The 14,888-nt window shown below is 59.4% G+C and carries 11 protein-coding genes and 1 pseudogene; 6 read left to right on the top strand and 6 right to left on the bottom strand.

Annotation, left to right across the window (positions count from 1 at the left end; genetic code table 11):
* Positions 1-63: 63 nt before the first annotated feature.
* Positions 64-650: pseudogene (locus tag FO013_RS23340) on the bottom strand (DUF2891 family protein).
* A gap of 119 nt (positions 651-769) precedes the next feature.
* Positions 770-904 carry a DUF2891 family protein gene (locus FO013_RS23000; protein WP_313900597.1) on the bottom strand — a complete coding sequence of 45 codons (135 nt, stop codon included), beginning with the start codon at positions 902-904 and terminating at the stop codon, positions 770-772.
* A 215-nt stretch (positions 905-1,119) separates the two neighbouring features.
* Here FO013_RS23000 and FO013_RS19000 point away from each other — a divergent pair, with 215 nt between their 5' ends.
* The 3 genes from FO013_RS19000 to hutH all read left to right on the top strand — a co-directional run bounded on the left by FO013_RS19000 (position 1,120) and on the right by hutH (position 4,931).
* Positions 1,120-1,347 (top strand): hypothetical protein, encoded by a 228-nt coding sequence (locus FO013_RS19000; RefSeq protein ID WP_395950014.1) that lies wholly within the window; start codon positions 1,120-1,122, stop codon positions 1,345-1,347.
* Positions 1,348-1,726: 379 nt separating this feature from the next.
* Entirely contained in the window at positions 1,727-3,334 is a 1,608-nt protein-coding gene (locus FO013_RS19005) for a BCCT family transporter (protein WP_222103680.1), read from the top strand.
* 40 nt (positions 3,335-3,374) lie between these two features.
* The gene (gene hutH, locus FO013_RS19010) at positions 3,375-4,931 is read left to right on the top strand and encodes a histidine ammonia-lyase (RefSeq protein WP_143924133.1); all 1,557 of its coding nucleotides are present in this window, start codon (positions 3,375-3,377) and stop codon (positions 4,929-4,931) included.
* Between the two features lie 98 nt (positions 4,932-5,029).
* On the opposite strand, the gene FO013_RS19015 is transcribed toward hutH, so the two are convergent.
* Positions 5,030-5,476, bottom strand: coding sequence for a DUF2891 domain-containing protein (locus FO013_RS19015; protein ID WP_260848271.1), 447 nt, complete (start codon positions 5,474-5,476; stop codon positions 5,030-5,032).
* Between the two features lie 195 nt (positions 5,477-5,671).
* Between FO013_RS19015 and FO013_RS19020 the strand changes: the two genes are divergently transcribed.
* Together FO013_RS19020 and FO013_RS19025 are read left to right on the top strand one after the other, a co-directional pair.
* Positions 5,672-7,162, top strand: coding sequence for a peptide MFS transporter (locus FO013_RS19020; protein WP_143924134.1), 1,491 nt, complete (start codon positions 5,672-5,674; stop codon positions 7,160-7,162).
* Between the two features lie 96 nt (positions 7,163-7,258).
* Positions 7,259-8,878, top strand: coding sequence for an amidohydrolase (locus tag FO013_RS19025; protein WP_260848272.1), 1,620 nt, complete (start codon positions 7,259-7,261; stop codon positions 8,876-8,878).
* A 462-nt stretch (positions 8,879-9,340) separates the two neighbouring features.
* On the opposite strand, the gene FO013_RS19035 is transcribed toward FO013_RS19025, so the two are convergent.
* The 3 genes from FO013_RS19035 to FO013_RS19045 all read right to left on the bottom strand — a co-directional run bounded on the left by FO013_RS19035 (position 9,341) and on the right by FO013_RS19045 (position 13,655).
* Positions 9,341-10,018 (bottom strand): hypothetical protein, encoded by a 678-nt coding sequence (locus FO013_RS19035; protein ID WP_143924137.1) that lies wholly within the window; start codon positions 10,016-10,018, stop codon positions 9,341-9,343.
* Positions 10,019-10,143: 125 nt separating this feature from the next.
* Complete coding sequence (locus FO013_RS19040) at positions 10,144-12,108, bottom strand: primary-amine oxidase (RefSeq protein WP_143924138.1); 1,965 nt, start codon at positions 12,106-12,108, stop codon at positions 10,144-10,146.
* Positions 12,109-12,113: 5 nt separating this feature from the next.
* Entirely contained in the window at positions 12,114-13,655 is a 1,542-nt protein-coding gene (locus FO013_RS19045; RefSeq protein WP_143924139.1) for an APC family permease, read from the bottom strand.
* A 146-nt stretch (positions 13,656-13,801) separates the two neighbouring features.
* Between FO013_RS19045 and FO013_RS19050 the strand changes: the two genes are divergently transcribed.
* Complete coding sequence (locus tag FO013_RS19050; RefSeq protein ID WP_143924140.1) at positions 13,802-14,404, top strand: TetR/AcrR family transcriptional regulator; 603 nt, start codon at positions 13,802-13,804, stop codon at positions 14,402-14,404.
* The last annotated feature ends 484 nt before the right edge of the window (positions 14,405-14,888 follow it).

A 14,888-nucleotide genomic window follows, 5' to 3' on the forward strand; every position in this document is an offset into this window, starting at 1 on the left:
ACCGACCTAAACTTGCCGGCCCATCGAGTGGAGCGTGAGAGTGCCCGGCTGTGGAGAGCCACTTCAACGCTTGCGCGCGCAGAGCGCCTCGTTAACCGTTTCCCACGCGAACGTCGCGACCCAGTGCGAGGCCATGTACTCGTCGGAGACAGCAGCTTCGAGACCCGGGGCCATGAGGTGGTCGACCGTTGTGAGGAGTCCCCACGCATGGTCGGCCACTTCGTGATTGCCCGAATGCTCAGTGGCTGCGAGCAGCTTGGGCGCCGAGCGCATCAACGATGCTGCGACTGAGAGTCCCAACCCATAGAGGTGGCTCTGGTATCCGTCCGTGGGATCGAGGACCTCGATTGGTTTGAGCGCAGGTGATTCCGCGGTCAGTTCCGTGAGGAAATCGGGCAGCCAGACGGTCAGCTCATCCTCGGTGAGGACCTCGGCCATGAGGTCGACTTCGCACAGGCGGGGGAGAGGAAGTCCTGGCCGCTGCGCTCCTGGGTGAAATTCCACGCATGATCATCGGCGAAGCAGCGACGAGCAGAGGCGGCGATGGCATCAATGACATCGTGGCGTTCCAGGTCACGAGCGCCGAGCAAGATTCGGCGTAGACCGAACGCTGTGTTCGAGTGCAGTCCGTGGCGAACGGGTACTGCCATCTTCGGTAGCTATGCCACGGTCAGGTCGAAGACCGTCTAAGCAAGCACCTCGGCGCGGTCTGGGCGGTCTCGGTGCTCAACAGTGACGCGAGCAGATAGTGCATATGGACGCTGGAATGCTAGTCAAAGGAGTTTGCGAACGCCGGGTACTTCTCTCGCGGCTCGACGATGTCATCGGCCGAGCGTGTGACGTGATGCGCAGCGTACGGGTAGTCGCGGGTGATGTTGGCCAAGACCACCCGGGCGAACTGCACCTCCCAGGAGAGGCCACCCTCATTTGGGCTTCACCGACCCACAGCCTCGTGGACACGGAGCCTGATTCGGCGCGGTGTCGTAGCCAGCTGACAGGCTCAGTTGCAAAAGGAAAGTACGAGGTTAGGAGCCAGAGCAGTGGGAACATCATTTGACGAACTGCTGACGACTGCTGCGGGCAAGCCGTTTTATCGCCGCGCATTCTGGCTACGCTCAGGTGGCGCAGCTGGCCAAGCAAGCCCTGGCCACCGATGAGAGAATCTCCGAGCTCGTCATTGCGCGAGGACTGCTCGAACGCGAGCAGCTCGACGAGATCCTCCAACCCGAGCGTCTGTCCGGGCTGAGCGCTGATCACAGCGTGACGAATGATGCCGACAGCGCCGAGGCTGTTCCCCGAGATGGGATGACCGGGGAGTTCGAGGTGGTTCCTGAGCCCAAGATGTGACCGACGGGGATGAGGACGTGCAGAATTGTGGGCTTAGCCGACGGACTTCGCCCCGCCGATCGACTTGCCCTGGCCCGACTGCCGCTTGGACCGGGCCAGCGGCCAACGCTGTTGGTGACGTTGAAGGCTTGACGATCAGAATCATATTGGCTTCGCATCAGTGTCGCTGAAATGGCGGGCAACTCCATTCGTGCAAGCGAAGACATTTTCAGTCCTTGTCCGATATATCGGACGTAATTTTACTCAAGTGCATTGTGAGCCAGGTTACGAACTGCCAGCATGACCGGAGACCTTTTCAACACCATCGATTGCATTAGCAGCTGTATCACCAATGTCGGAACAGCGCCGGTGTTCTCTCAGTGCCTATGGCAGGTCGTCAATGATGGACAATTCACCGGAGTCAATGATGAACAATAAGAAGATGCGGTGGGGCGTATTCGCCCCAATGTCTGTTCTGCTGGTTGCAACCGCAGTCCTGGGTATTGTCGCTCCCCAGTGGTTCTACAATATTCAGTCGACGGTCGTCGGATTCGCCTTCACCAACTTCGGTTGGCTGTTCAGTTTGACCGTCTTCGTTTTGATCTTCGTCTGTCTGTATCTGGGCTTTTCGAAGTTCGGGAAAATCAGAATCGGTGGTGACTCAGCCAAGCCGACCATGACAAGGTGGCAGTGGTTTGCGATCTCGCTGACCAGCGGAATCGGTACCGGCATTCTGTTCTGGGGGACCGCCGAGCCACTGACGCATTTCATGAACCCTCCGGCTGCGCTTGGGGCGGAGCCAGGATCCGAACAAGCCGCGACCTTCTCGATCGCGGCCGTGACGATGCAGTGGACGATCGCCCCATATGCCTTGTACGTCATCTGTGGAATAGCGATCGGATATGCGCATTACAACAAGGGAATGCCCTATGCCGTCAGCTCTGCTCTCTACCCCATTTTCGGAAAGCGCGCGCTCGGAGGCATCGGCACGATTGTCGACAATATCTGCATGTTCGCAATTGCCGGTGCCATGTCAGCGATCCTCGGCGAAGGAGTGCTGCAGATAGGCAGCGGTGTTTCGCACTATACGGACATCGTCAATGGACCCGTCCTGTGGGCTGCAATAGCCATCCTCATCACCATCACCTACATACTGTCGAGCTATACCGGACTCCAAAAGGGAATCAAGTTCCTTGCGGAGCAGAACACCAGGCTCTTCCTCTTGCTTCTGGTCTTCGTGCTCGTGGTTGGCCCAACGGCTTACATCATGACCATTGGTACTCAAGGAACTGGAAAGTACCTTTCCGATTTCGCGGAGATGCATCTATGGTTCAGCCCGATGGATGGCGAATCGTGGCCCCGCGATTGGCCGATTTTCGAATGGGCGCTGTGGGGAGCAAATGCTCCTTTGATCGGTATGTTCATCGCTCGCGTCTCTTATGGGCGTACGATCCGTGAGTTCGTCACGGTCAATATGCTGTTGCCGGCGGCATTCGGAGCATTCTGGTTCTGGGTATTCGGTGGAGCGGCGATGTACTTCGACTGGAAGGGCGACGGCAAACTCTGGGACATCATCAACGGCGAAGGCGGTGTGCCACTGTCCCTGTTCGCTTTCCTGGATGAACTCCCACTTTCGCTGCTCTTCGGCATCCTGATGCTGATCGCAATCTTCATCTCCTTCACCACTCTGGCTGATTCACTGACCACCACGATGTCGTCTCTGACAACTACTGGAAACGACCTCAAAAATCCGGAGCCGCCGGCCGTGGTCAAGATCTTCTGGGGTGGACTGATCGGGGTTCTGGCAATACTCACCGTGACGGCCGGAACCGGTGGAGAGATTTCCGGCATCGACGCGGTCAAACAGACCGCAACTCTTGCAGGATTCCCCGTCTTGTTCCTGATCATTCTCATCTCGTTCTCTGCCGTCAAAAACCTTCGGTCGGACGCGAAATTGATGGGTGAACCGCGGGAATTCCCGGCTGAAGCTGCGCAACTCGAGAACTGAGCCGGTTCCCGGTTTTGCCGTCAGACCGAAAGCACCAAGAATGTCGTTTCGAGCGAAGGAGCATGAGATCAACACGCAAGAATATGTGACCATCAGTCCCTCTGGGTTCAACGTCGATGACTTGCATCGCATCGCCCGAGATCGATGCTTGGTGCGGCTTTCGGATGATGCGCGTCGCGGGATTCGCGAGTCCCGGCGAGTCGTCGACGATCTGCTGAGCCAGGACGCAATTGTCTATGGAATTACGACCGGTGTCGGCGATAACAGCAAGATCCGAATCAGCCCGGAGGAATCGGCCCAGCTGCAGCTCAGCCTTGTCCGCAGCCACGCCAGCGGAGTAGGAGACCTTCTTTCTGCGGTCGAAACGCGTGCGGTGATGACAATGATGGTCCGGAACCTTTCGCTCGGGTACTCCGGGATCAGGGAAGAAGTCGTGGATCTGCTTCTTGGCATGGTGAATGAAGACGTGATCCCGCGAGTGCCTCGCAAGGGATCGCTCGGGTACCTGTCGTACCAAGCCCACATCGCGTTGGTTCTCATCGGTGAAGGCGAAGCATGCGTGGATGGTTCGGCGGTCTCTGGTGCAGAAGCGCTCAAACGCCGGGGACTGCGGACGGTCGTCCTGCAGGCAAAAGAGGGATTGAGCCTGCTCAACGGCACGTGCGACATGGTCGCACTCGGAGGCCTTGCTGTGCACGATGCCTTGTCGCTGCTGAAGACGGCGGACATCGCAAGCGCCGTTTCAGTAGAGGGACTTCGTGGGAACGTCTCCGCTTTCGACGCTCGTATCGGCGCTGTGAAGAAGCACGAGGGCGTCGGGGCGACGGCTGAGAACCTCCGAACATTGTTGCAGGGGAGCAGCTTGGAGGAGGATTCCCAGCGCAAGGTGCAGGACGCTCTGAGCCTGAGATCGATTCCTCAAGTACACGGTGCCGCCAAAGATATGATTCGATTCGTCAAGTCCGTGATCGAAGACGAAATGAACTCCGCGACCGATAACCCGCTGATCTTCGCCGAGGACGAGATGTCATTGTCGTCGTCGAATTGTCACGGTGAGTCTGTGGCGATGGCTCTGGACATGCTCGCAATAGCGCTCACAGAACTCTCCAGCATCTCAGAACGGCGAACATTCCGGCTGACCTCCGCTCACCATAGCGGACTTCCTCCATTCTTGTCGCCGAACCCGGGCACCGACTCGGGGTACATGATTCCTCAGTACACTGCCGCCGCGCTGGTCTCAGACAACAAGCGATTGGCTCAGCCTGCCTCGGTGGATTCCATCCCATCGGCAGCAGGTCAGGAGGACCACGTGAGCATGGGTACATCTTCTGCGCTCAAGAGCCTCGAAATCATTGAGAATGTATCGCACGTACTTGCGATCGAGTTTTTGTGTGCATGCCAAGCGGTGGAGTTCATCTCCTCTGAACCCATCGGACGGGGTGTGAGCGCTGCTCACGACACAGTTCGAGCGGTGGTCCCGAAGCTTGAGAGAGACCGCCAGGTCCACAAAGATATCGAATCGATTCATTCTCTGATCGTCGGTGAAGAACTCATAACTGCGGTGGAGTCAGGTGGGAGCAAATTGCGCACAGTTTGACCCGGATGACTTGAGAAGCATGACGCCGGGCATCCGGACGTGGCGGGCGTGAGGGGGCCGGTTATGTTGACGACACAGTGTCGGTGGGGTCGATGACTTCAACCGGCGTCAGTGCCGATGTTGCAGGTGTCAGTTCCGACAAGAAGTTCGGCAACTAGACAGCGAGTACATTCTCGGTGAGGACTTCTGCCATGAGGTCGGCCTCGCAGAGCCCGGGGGGAGAGGCCGTCATGGCCGCTGCGCTCTTGACGGAAGTTCCAGGCCCGGTCCTCGGCACAAAAGCGGTGGGCCGCCTCGGCGATGGCTTCATCGCGCCAATCTGCACTGCGATCAGGCTCGGTGTCCAGACGCGAGACCAATAGGTAGTGCATGTGCACGCTGGAGTGCCAGCCGAATGAGTTTGCGAAGGCCGGGTTCTTCTCGCTTGCCGGGACGATGTCGATCAATCTGCGTGCGACGTGGTGGGCGGCGAATAGATACTCGCGGGTGATGTTGGCCAGGGCTACCTCGGCGAAGGGGTGGACGAAGTCAGCAGTGGATGTCATGGGAACGATTCTGCAACCCAGGGTCGTCGCCCATCTGAAAATCAGACAGTGGACATCCAGAACGACTATTGGAATCGATGAAGCGACGTCATTAGGCTCGAAGCACCACCTCAGCCGGATAGCGGTGGCCCTTTCAATTCACCCATCCACACAGAATCTTGTGCTCGACAGGGCACTCAACATGCCGAGGAAGTCATGTCCAATTCTCAGATTGCCGACCCCGCGGGACCGGCCAGCTCGCCGGATACGAGTCCTACTCAGCAAAGACAGCCGATCGGGCTCTTCACCCTCTCGTCCATCGAGATGTGGGAGCGCTTCAGCTTCTACGGACTCCAAGTCATCCTCGCCTATTACATCTACTACTCGGCCGGCGACGGTGGATTGGGGCTGTCCGAATCCGAAGCTCTGGCCATTGCCGGCGCCTACGGTGGCGCCGTCTACCTCGGTCAGCCCGTGGGAGCCTGGTTCGCCGATCGGCTGGTTCCGGCTCGAACAATGGTGATGGCCGGAGGCGCTATCATCATGGCGGGGCACATCAGCCTCGCGGCACTACCGGGAATGGCGGGGCTTCTCACGGGTTTGGCGCTCATCACGATCGGCACGGGTGCGCTCGCGCCCAACACTCATGCCATGGTGGGTCGGCTGTACGCTCAACCATCACCTCGGCGGGATTCCGGTTATGCGATCTTCTACACAGGTATCCTCATCGGTGCCCTGTTTGGCCCACTTGCTACCGGGTACCTCCAGGTCGAACTAGGGTTCCACTATGGGTTCGGTGCCGCGGCAGTCGGCATGGCAATCGGTCTCATCACATATTTCCTCGGTCGCAACACAGTGCCCGAAGAATCTCGGATCGTCCCGAACCCGGTGAGTTCGCAGGGCAAGTGGAAAGCTGCAGGGTTCGGCATCGCTGTGGTTGCCGTTATCGCCATGCTCGTGAGCACGGGACTCATGTCCACCGGCAATCTCAACAACTACGTGCTCGGGACGATCCTCATTGTCGCCGTCGTGTACTTCGTGGCCATGCTGCGATCGAAGAACGTGACCGTGGACGAGCGCCTGAAGGTCAAGGCGTTCATCCCGCTCTTCATCACCGGCGCGATTTTCTGGACGATGATCCTCCAACTCTTCACCACATTCGCCGTCTACGCTGATTCACGGGTGGAACTGAACATCGGCAGCTACTCGATGCCCGCCGCTTATATCAGCACATTTGAAGTCATCGCCGGCATCATCGCGGGGCCGATCATTGCCGCGTATGGGCAGAAGCTGGCGAACCGACCCAACCGTCGCGTTCCGAGCACGACATCGAAGCTCGCATTCGGTTTCGTGTTGATGACTTTGACGTTCGGGCTCTTCGCGATCTTCCCATTGATCTTCTCCGGCCTGATTCCTCTCGTCGCTGTCATCGCCGGCATGATCGTCATGGGCATCACCGAGGTGACCTACGCACCGATCGGCATGTCAGTGGCCTCCCAGCTGTCTCCCGTTGCCTTCAACTCCCAGATGATGGCCCTATGGGGTTTGACCACAGCCGCCGGTGCCAGTCTCTCCGGCTTCATGGGACAGGTGTACTCCGAGACCAGCGAAGTCGGATTCTTTGCCCTCATGACCGTGATCAGTCTGCTCACGGCAATCTTCCTCTACGCAATCCGCGGCCCACTGCGGAAGCTCGGCGTCGCCTGACCTTCCACAGTTCTGCACCTTCCCATGACCACGGAGTTCCTCATGCCTGTCGCTGACCGTATCTACCGCGGCGGAACCATTCATACGATGGATCCGATGACACCAACAACAGACGCCGTCGCCATCTACGCGGGAACAATCATCGCCATCGGCGATGCCAACTGCACGGCAGCGACCGGTCCCGACACCGAAGTGATCGATTTGAACGGTCGGACACTGATCCCCGGGTTCCATGACGCTCACGCCCACCCCGTCCTCGGCGGGTTGGGGATGGTGGAATGCAACCTCGACGACATCCACGGCTACCAGCCTTATCTCGATCGAATCGCCGAGTACGCTGATGAACATCCAGACGACGAATGGGTCCTCGGGTCCGGGTGGTACGGGGACGTTTTCACTGATGGATTCCCTCACCGCCGCGATCTGGACTCCGTTGTCAGCGATCGCCCTGCCTCGATCACCAGCCACGATGCTCACGGCACTTGGGTCAACACCCGTGCCCTCGAGGTCGCGGGGATCACTCGCGATACTCCTGACCCTGATGGCGGACGTATCGTCAAGGACGCCGAGGGCAATCCCATAGGGCTGCTCTTTGAAAGCGCAGCGGAACTCGTCACAGGCCTGTTCCCTCCGAAGACCCCGGCGGATGTGGAACTGGCACTGAGGAACTCGCAGGACTACTTCCATTCAATCGGCATTGTCGGCTGGCAAGATGCCGGCGTCGGGGTCCTCACCGGCTCACCGGTCGATACCTTCCACCCATACATCTCGACTGCCGAAGACGGTAGATTTGCCAGCAAAGTCACCGCCGCCCTGTGGTGGGACCGTGCCGTCCCCTACGCCCAGCAGATCGAGACCGTCAAGGAACGACGAGCCACGATCCAAGGCATCGACGGCAACCGACGCCGAGGTGGTCTGCAGGCCACGGTCGTCAAGATCATGCTCGACGGTGTCTGTGAGAACCTCACCGGCGCTCTCAAACGCTCCTACCGCGGTCACGATCACGAACATGGTCTGCTCATGTTCGAGGCCGATGAACTCAACGAGATCGTCAGCGGCCTCGAAGCCAACGACTTCGACGTCCACATCCATGCCGTGGGCGACAATGCTCTAAAACTGGCTGTTGACGCACTGACCCAGAACGGTGGACCGTCGCCGGCGCGTCGTCACCAGGTCGCCCACCTCGACATCGCCGACCCCGCCGAGCTGGCTCGGATGGCGGAGGCTGGAATCATCGCCAATGTGCAGCCCTTGTGGGCCAGGCGTGACTCGGTTCTCGTCGACACCAAGTTGCCGCTGCTCCACGAAGATCAGCAGTCTCATCACTTCATCTTCGCCTCGATGAGGGACGCCGGAGTCCGGCTGTCTTTCGGCAGCGACTGGCCGGTCTCGAGCCCCGATCCGATCTGGGGCATGCACGTGGCAGTCAACCGGACGGCCCCGCATAATGATCCCCATGGTCAAGACGATGTCGCGCAGAATGAGCCACTGCTCGGCGATGAGAAGATCACCGTCGGGCAGGCGCTCCGTGCCTATACAGTCGACGCCGCCTATGCCAATGGGTTCGACGACGTTTCGGGGAGCATCGCGGTGGGCAAGTCTGCGGACTTCGCGATCCTCGACCGGGACCCGTTCGAGGTGGTGCCGGGGGATCTTGGTGACATTCTGGTGGAGACTACAGTGTCTGCGGGAGAGGTTGTCTATCAGCGGAGTTGATTCCTTTTCCTGAAGAATGAGCCGTTGACGACTGTGGTCGGGATATTCGCCGCAGAGTAGGTTGTGGACCGAGTGTTTCCCAGACGGACGACAGTGACAATGACGGTATCGACACAAGTACTCGGTAAAACGGTCGATGGCCAGACACGTTGCGCGCATTACTCGACCGAGCTCAACATCATTGCCATTTGTTTCGCTTGCTGTGGGCTGTACTATCCGTGCCATCTCTGCCATGCCGAATGCGCCGGGCACCTCGCGAAGCAATGGCCCCGCGAAGAGTGGGACCGGTGTGCCATTCTCTGTGGTGCGTGCTGGACGCAGCTGACGTTAGAGGCTTATATGGGGTGGGCGCGTGGCCGAGGTGCACTGCGCAATTCACCACCGGGCTCTAAGGCGCATTCGTCGTCTTTTCGGCACGAGTTTTTCGAACATCTGACTCATAGTGCCAACCACAGGTCAGGTTCAGTGCATGAACTGCATGACTGTCAGCATCGTGGCCATGCCAAGGCTTTCGAACATCAGCGTGGGCCGTTTGCGGGTTAGAGCCTGTACCGCGCAGAGCGCAAGCAGCAGCGATACAGCGATCACGCTCAACGTGATGACACTGCTGGCGAGAGAGCCGTCGAAGGCCTGCCCGTGGTGCTGATGAACGGCGTGGACACCGGCGCCCGAACCGGCAGCATGGTGGGCCCCATGGTTGAGGACCTGCCAGGCCATGATCGGATAAGCGGCCGCGGACAGGATCGCGGACGATCTTCCTAGGTGAGGGAACGGGCGGGCTTTGTGCCACTCGGTCGGTCGCTCAAGCGACGATGACTCGACCGTGCTGTCCATGGAATTGTGAGCGGGGGAGTGAGCAGTGGTGGCGCTGATAAGAACCTTCTCGGGCAAGGTGGTCATTGCCCTCGCTGTCGGCTTCTCCTTCAGCCTCGACCCGAGTCTCATCGCAATACACAATCCGACGAGGAGCAGCAGTCCCGACCAGAGGACTGGTGGCAGAGCATTGACGAACGCCAGGTCGACCATGGCCAGCAACATCACCGATGATGCGGTGATCGCCATGCGACTCCATGAATTGATGGCCCCGATGACACAGGGAACTGCCGCAGCGACCATGAGAATGGATGCGATGTGGCCCATTTGATGTTCGCCCTCCTTTGGGCATCGGTCGTCCGTGTTTGCCTACAGACGACCAGGTATTTGTGAGAGTACCGGAAAGGGCGGTGTTCGAGCATTCAGTCTCGAACACCGCCCTCAAGCGAATGTCAGCCGCACTCGCAGGAACTGCCGCTCTCGTATGCGCAATGCCCCGACTTGGGTCGTGGCACATCGAGTGCGGGGTTCTGATCGAAGAAGCCGTAGGGCTTCATCGAGAAGCCGAGGCGGTCGACAGGCATGATCGGCCAGTCTTCGGGCCGCGGGAAGTGGGTCATTGCAAACGAGGGCCAGAGGACGATGTCATCACCGTCGACCGGACGCTGCTGCTCGACCCACTGGGTGATGGTGCCCTGTCCCGGGTTCTGGTTCGGATAGGTCCCGGATGGGAAACGCTCGTTCTCGTCGAACTGAGTCAGCCACACGTGCTTCGACCCGAATCCGGCGCGTTTCGAGATTGACGATCCCTCGGCGGCCATCATCGTCGGCTCGTCGGGCATGTGCAACTGGTAACCGACGGGGAACCCATGACGGTTCTGCTTCTCCGGGTTGATGACGTGCCAGACTCGACCGACTTCTCCATTGGCGAGCCTGCCGCCCTCCTCGGTCAGGCGGGTCTGCTTGCGGGTGAACGCATTGCCGTAAGGGTTGTCGTCACCGAAGGGAACGCGCACGACTTCCTGTTCGTCGACCGCGTTCTCGATGCCGTCGACCTGCATGTCCAGGCGGGCACAGAACATGTGCTGGTGGAAGGGCATGCCGAGGCCTTCGTCGCCGAGCGGTGATGACCAGCGCTGACGCTGGGACTCATCGCCGTAGGCCGCGGTGTAGACGATACCTGTGGCCTTGCACTCGAGTTCGATTGTGCCGTCAAGATAGAGGTACCAGTAGAAGCCGTAGTCGTAGTTGCCGACGGTGATGAAGAAGGAGATGACGATGCGCCGGTTGCGGCGCACATCGGCGGCTCCGGTGAACTCATCGGTGTGCTTGAAGAGAATACCGGCGTCCTCTTCATGGATGCAGATCGCGTTCTTGATCGTGTGTGCGTGGCCCTGTTCGTCGGCGAGCACAGCGTCGGAGTACTGGATCTCGCCGAGGCAGTCGCAGCCGAGTTCGAGCGAGTTCGCGCTCTTGCCCATCGAGTACTCACCGGCGTCAAAGTAGTTCTGCCAGAAGCGCACTGGGCTGGGGTCGCCGTAGGGGACGACCATCTCGGCGACAGATGCGCGGTAGACGATGGGGCGCTGCTCGCCGTTGTCGTCGAAGCCGATCTGGTGGAGGACGAGGCCCTCGACCGGGTCGAAGCCGAGGCGGACCTGCCACTTCTCCCACATCAGCACGTCACCGTCGAGAGAGAAGCTGACACCTTCGGGCTGAGAGATCTCGATCGGTTTCTGCGTCGTGCGTGGTTCGGGCAGCCATGAGTCGAGATGGTAGTCGAAGCGTTCCTTGGGCACCGGGACGATATCGGTGTCGATGACGTCGATGACCTCGCCGGTGTTGAGGTCGAGGTAGGCGACGAGTCCCTCGAGCGGGTGCGCCCAGGCGTTGTCCTGTGGGTCGGACTGGATGAAGGAGGAACCACGCACGAGGCGGCGACCCTCCTCGCCGGGAATGTCGAAGCGGCCGGCAGACAGGGCGCAGATGCGCACGGTCTCGATGTCGGTGATGCCGCGAGCTTCGACTGCGGCACGGAAGGTGGCGTCGCTGCGGATCATCTGTTCGGCCGATTCGTACTCGGTCATCGTAATCGGGGCCTGTCCATCGTTCGCGACGTCGAGTACGCGAGCGAACAGAACCTTGCGCTCGGTCAGAGACACGAGAATCTCGGTCTGTTCGCCGCTGCCGCGTTCGACGAGCAGGGAGCGCACACGACGATCCAGGTTCGTCGCGCCGTTGATTACGTCACGCTTATGGGGTTCGACGAGGCTTACCAGAGCGAACAGCGTCTGCTCGCTGACGTGGCCCGCGTCGACGATGATGGCTCGGCTGAGTTCAATCTCCTCGCCGGTCAGGCGGTCGAGGGGGTGTGAAGCGGTCGACGTGGGAGACGTCGTTGAGGTGGTCGTGGTCATTTCGTTCAGACACCTTCCGGGGTAGTGAGTGGTTTGTCGAGGCTGGCTTGCAGCGTCTCGGGGTCAAGAGCGGGCCGGTATGCGCGGATCTTGGCACCGCGGATATAGCCGACGATCGCGAGAGCGGCAAGAACGATGAGAGTGCCGAGGGTGAGCGCGGTGAACGGTCCCTGGTCGACACCCCATTCGTCGAGGAAGTTGTAGTCGAGGCCGAAGAGCCGATCGAGAGTGCCGGGGAAGATAGCGACCCACGAGCCGAGCAGGATCCAGAGGAAGGCGATGCCACCGAGGACGGTGAAGCTGATGTTGCTCACGGGCACGCGGAACGGGCGCTCGATGTTCGGGTGCTTCCACCGCAGTCTGATGGCCGCCGGAATAATGAGCAGGTAGCTGAGCAGGAAGGTCGAGATGGAGATCGAGAGCACGACTCCGAACAGCGCTCCTGCGTCGCCGCTGAGCTGCATGGCCGCGATGAGGAAGACGGTGGCAACGACCCCCGAAAGCAGATTGACGTTGACCGGAGTGCCCAGTCCACGGGAGATCTTGCCGAAGAAGCCACCGAAGAAGGCGCCGTCAGCGGCGGTGAGCGCCTGCATGCGGTCACTCATAATCATCCATGCAGCGCCCTGCGAAGCGAGGATGATGACGAACAGCAGTGCTGCGATGACGACCATGACATCGGCTGCGGGACCGTAGATCGTAAAGACGGTCTTGACTGCATCGAGCATGCCTCCGATTCCCGTGATGGTCTCGGTGGGAAGTACGAGCAGCATTGCAAGGACAGGTAGGAGATAGCAGAGCGCCGAGATGAAACCAGAACGCGCGATCGCAGCTGGGATGTCCTTCTTCGGATCCTTCATCTCATCCGATGCGCTGTTCGAGGCCTCGAATCCGAGGTAGGAGAAGAGGAGCAGGGGGACGAGACCGAGGAAGCCGCCGAGGCTCGGGCTGAAATCGGAGAAGTGCAGCGGCTGCACTCCGTGCTGGGCCGCGTAGATGATCGTGGTGAAGAGGAAGAAAGCGATGAAGACGACCTTGAGCGCGCCGCCGAGAGTGGGCAGCCACTTGGCTTTCGACAGCGACACGATCGCGGCGAGCACAGTGATCCAGATGAAGACGATCTTGAAGACCCAATCGCCTACCGATCCCGCCTCAAGCGGGCTGATGAATTGGTTCCAGGTGCCGGTGGCCAGGAATGCCATCGAACCGCCGACCCACACTGGCTGTGTGACCCAGCTGAGGATCGAGGCGATTGCGCCAGCAGGTCGGCCGAAGGCTTGGCGGACCCAGATATAGGCTCCGCCTTCGCCGACGAAGGTGCTGCCGGTTTCGGCGAAGACCAGGGCATAGGGCACGAGGAAGAAGATGGCGAGGACGAGAGTCCAGGTGAAGGTTTCCGCGCCAAAGCCCGCGGTCTCGGCGAGAACTTCGATGCTGAGGACGGCCGACATGACGATGAGCACGATGTCGAACCGGCCAAGTGTTTTCTTCAGATGCTGTTTCTGTTCGTCCGCGTATGCGGTTGTCTGTTCGTGAGAAGACACCATCCACCTCCTTGTGAGTGGGCGTCTATTTGATTCTTTGGGCTACACCCAAAAGAATGGCATGGACGGCTCGCGATGAACAGAGGAAAGTGGCGCTATCGCCATAGCGATCAGTGTTGATCTAGATCACTTCAGGAGATAATGAGGGTATGGCGAGACCGAAGAATCAGAAGGCGCGGCGTGAACAGCTGGTCCACTCGGCCAAGCAGGCCATCGTTGAGCGGGGTCTCAACGGTCTTCGCGCGATCGATGTTGCCGCGTATTCGGAGCTAGGTGCCGGGTCGGTTGCGTACTACTACCCGGACCTCGGTGATCTGGTGCGCGATGTCCACGAGGATGCTGTTTCGCGTTTCTACTGGAACCGGAGGCAGCGGGGGATCGAAGGTGGGGATCCACGGGGCAGACTCCGGCGCATCATTTGCAGCGGAATTCCACGGTCACGAGATGATATTGACTTCCAGGTGCTCAACGAGCTGCACACTCACGCCTACCGGGACGAGTTTCATGCGCAGCTCATGTCCGAGCTGTATCGGCTTGAGGTCTCGATGTACATCGATGTGCTGAGCGAAGGCGTTGTTGCGGGTGAGTTCACGATGGCGTTGTCGGTCGAGACGGCGGCGAGCAACTTGGTGGCGATGGAGGATGCCTACGGCCTGCACTTCATGGGCGGAACACCGCTCGACGCCGACGATATCTATCGGATGATCGCCGCCAATGCCGAAGTCATGGCGGGGTGCCGGCTGGAGGAGTAGTGGCCAGGCTGCGACTGGATATGGTGTGTTGATGTGCGATCTGTGTAGCTGAGTTTGGCTGCCAAATACTGTGTTGATTCCAATCGGTTGAGAGTTTCATCTCTCATGCGCTAGGGATTGGAATTGCGTTCAAAGCTTCTAGCGCTCAACGCCGGACGCGATATGCCCACGAAACGTTTGGCGGGATCGTGGACAAGATGTGAGCGATCACGAGCAAACATTTCGGGCGATGGAGAACTGATGAATCCGCTCAGGAGAGTCGCTGCAGCTTGAAGCTCTGCCTCGGACGACAGGTCTATCGGATATTCAATGCCTTGAGGCACCAATGAACTCCGTTTGACAAGTATGGAAGGTTTTCAAGTCGCCGACGCCTACTGTCCGACATATGTTGAAAATAGCTCTAGTCTTCTTCGACTTGACGTTATTGGCTCCTCGACCAATAGCCGGAATGATGGCATCACTCGATCTGTCAAAGGAGACCAGC

This window comes from Brevibacterium aurantiacum (assembly GCF_007558825.1).
Classification (GTDB): domain Bacteria; phylum Actinomycetota; class Actinomycetes; order Actinomycetales; family Brevibacteriaceae; genus Brevibacterium; species Brevibacterium aurantiacum_A.

Coding starts and splice junctions, on each gene's coding strand:
- FO013_RS19005 (WP_222103680.1), top strand. CDS start 1,727: ATGATGGACAATTCACCGGAGTCAATGATGAACAATAAGAAGATGCGG.
- hutH (WP_143924133.1), top strand. CDS start 3,375: ATGTCGTTTCGAGCGAAGGAGCATGAGATCAACACGCAAGAATATGTG.
- FO013_RS19015 (WP_260848271.1), bottom strand. CDS start 5,476: ATGACATCCACTGCTGACTTCGTCCACCCCTTCGCCGAGGTAGCCCTG.
- FO013_RS19020 (WP_143924134.1), top strand. CDS start 5,672: ATGTCCAATTCTCAGATTGCCGACCCCGCGGGACCGGCCAGCTCGCCG.
- FO013_RS19025 (WP_260848272.1), top strand. CDS start 7,259: ATGACACCAACAACAGACGCCGTCGCCATCTACGCGGGAACAATCATC.
- FO013_RS19035 (WP_143924137.1), bottom strand. CDS start 10,018: ATGGGCCACATCGCATCCATTCTCATGGTCGCTGCGGCAGTTCCCTGT.
- FO013_RS19040 (WP_143924138.1), bottom strand. CDS start 12,108: ATGACCACGACCACCTCAACGACGTCTCCCACGTCGACCGCTTCACAC.
- FO013_RS19045 (WP_143924139.1), bottom strand. CDS start 13,655: ATGGTGTCTTCTCACGAACAGACAACCGCATACGCGGACGAACAGAAA.
- FO013_RS19050 (WP_143924140.1), top strand. CDS start 13,802: ATGGCGAGACCGAAGAATCAGAAGGCGCGGCGTGAACAGCTGGTCCAC.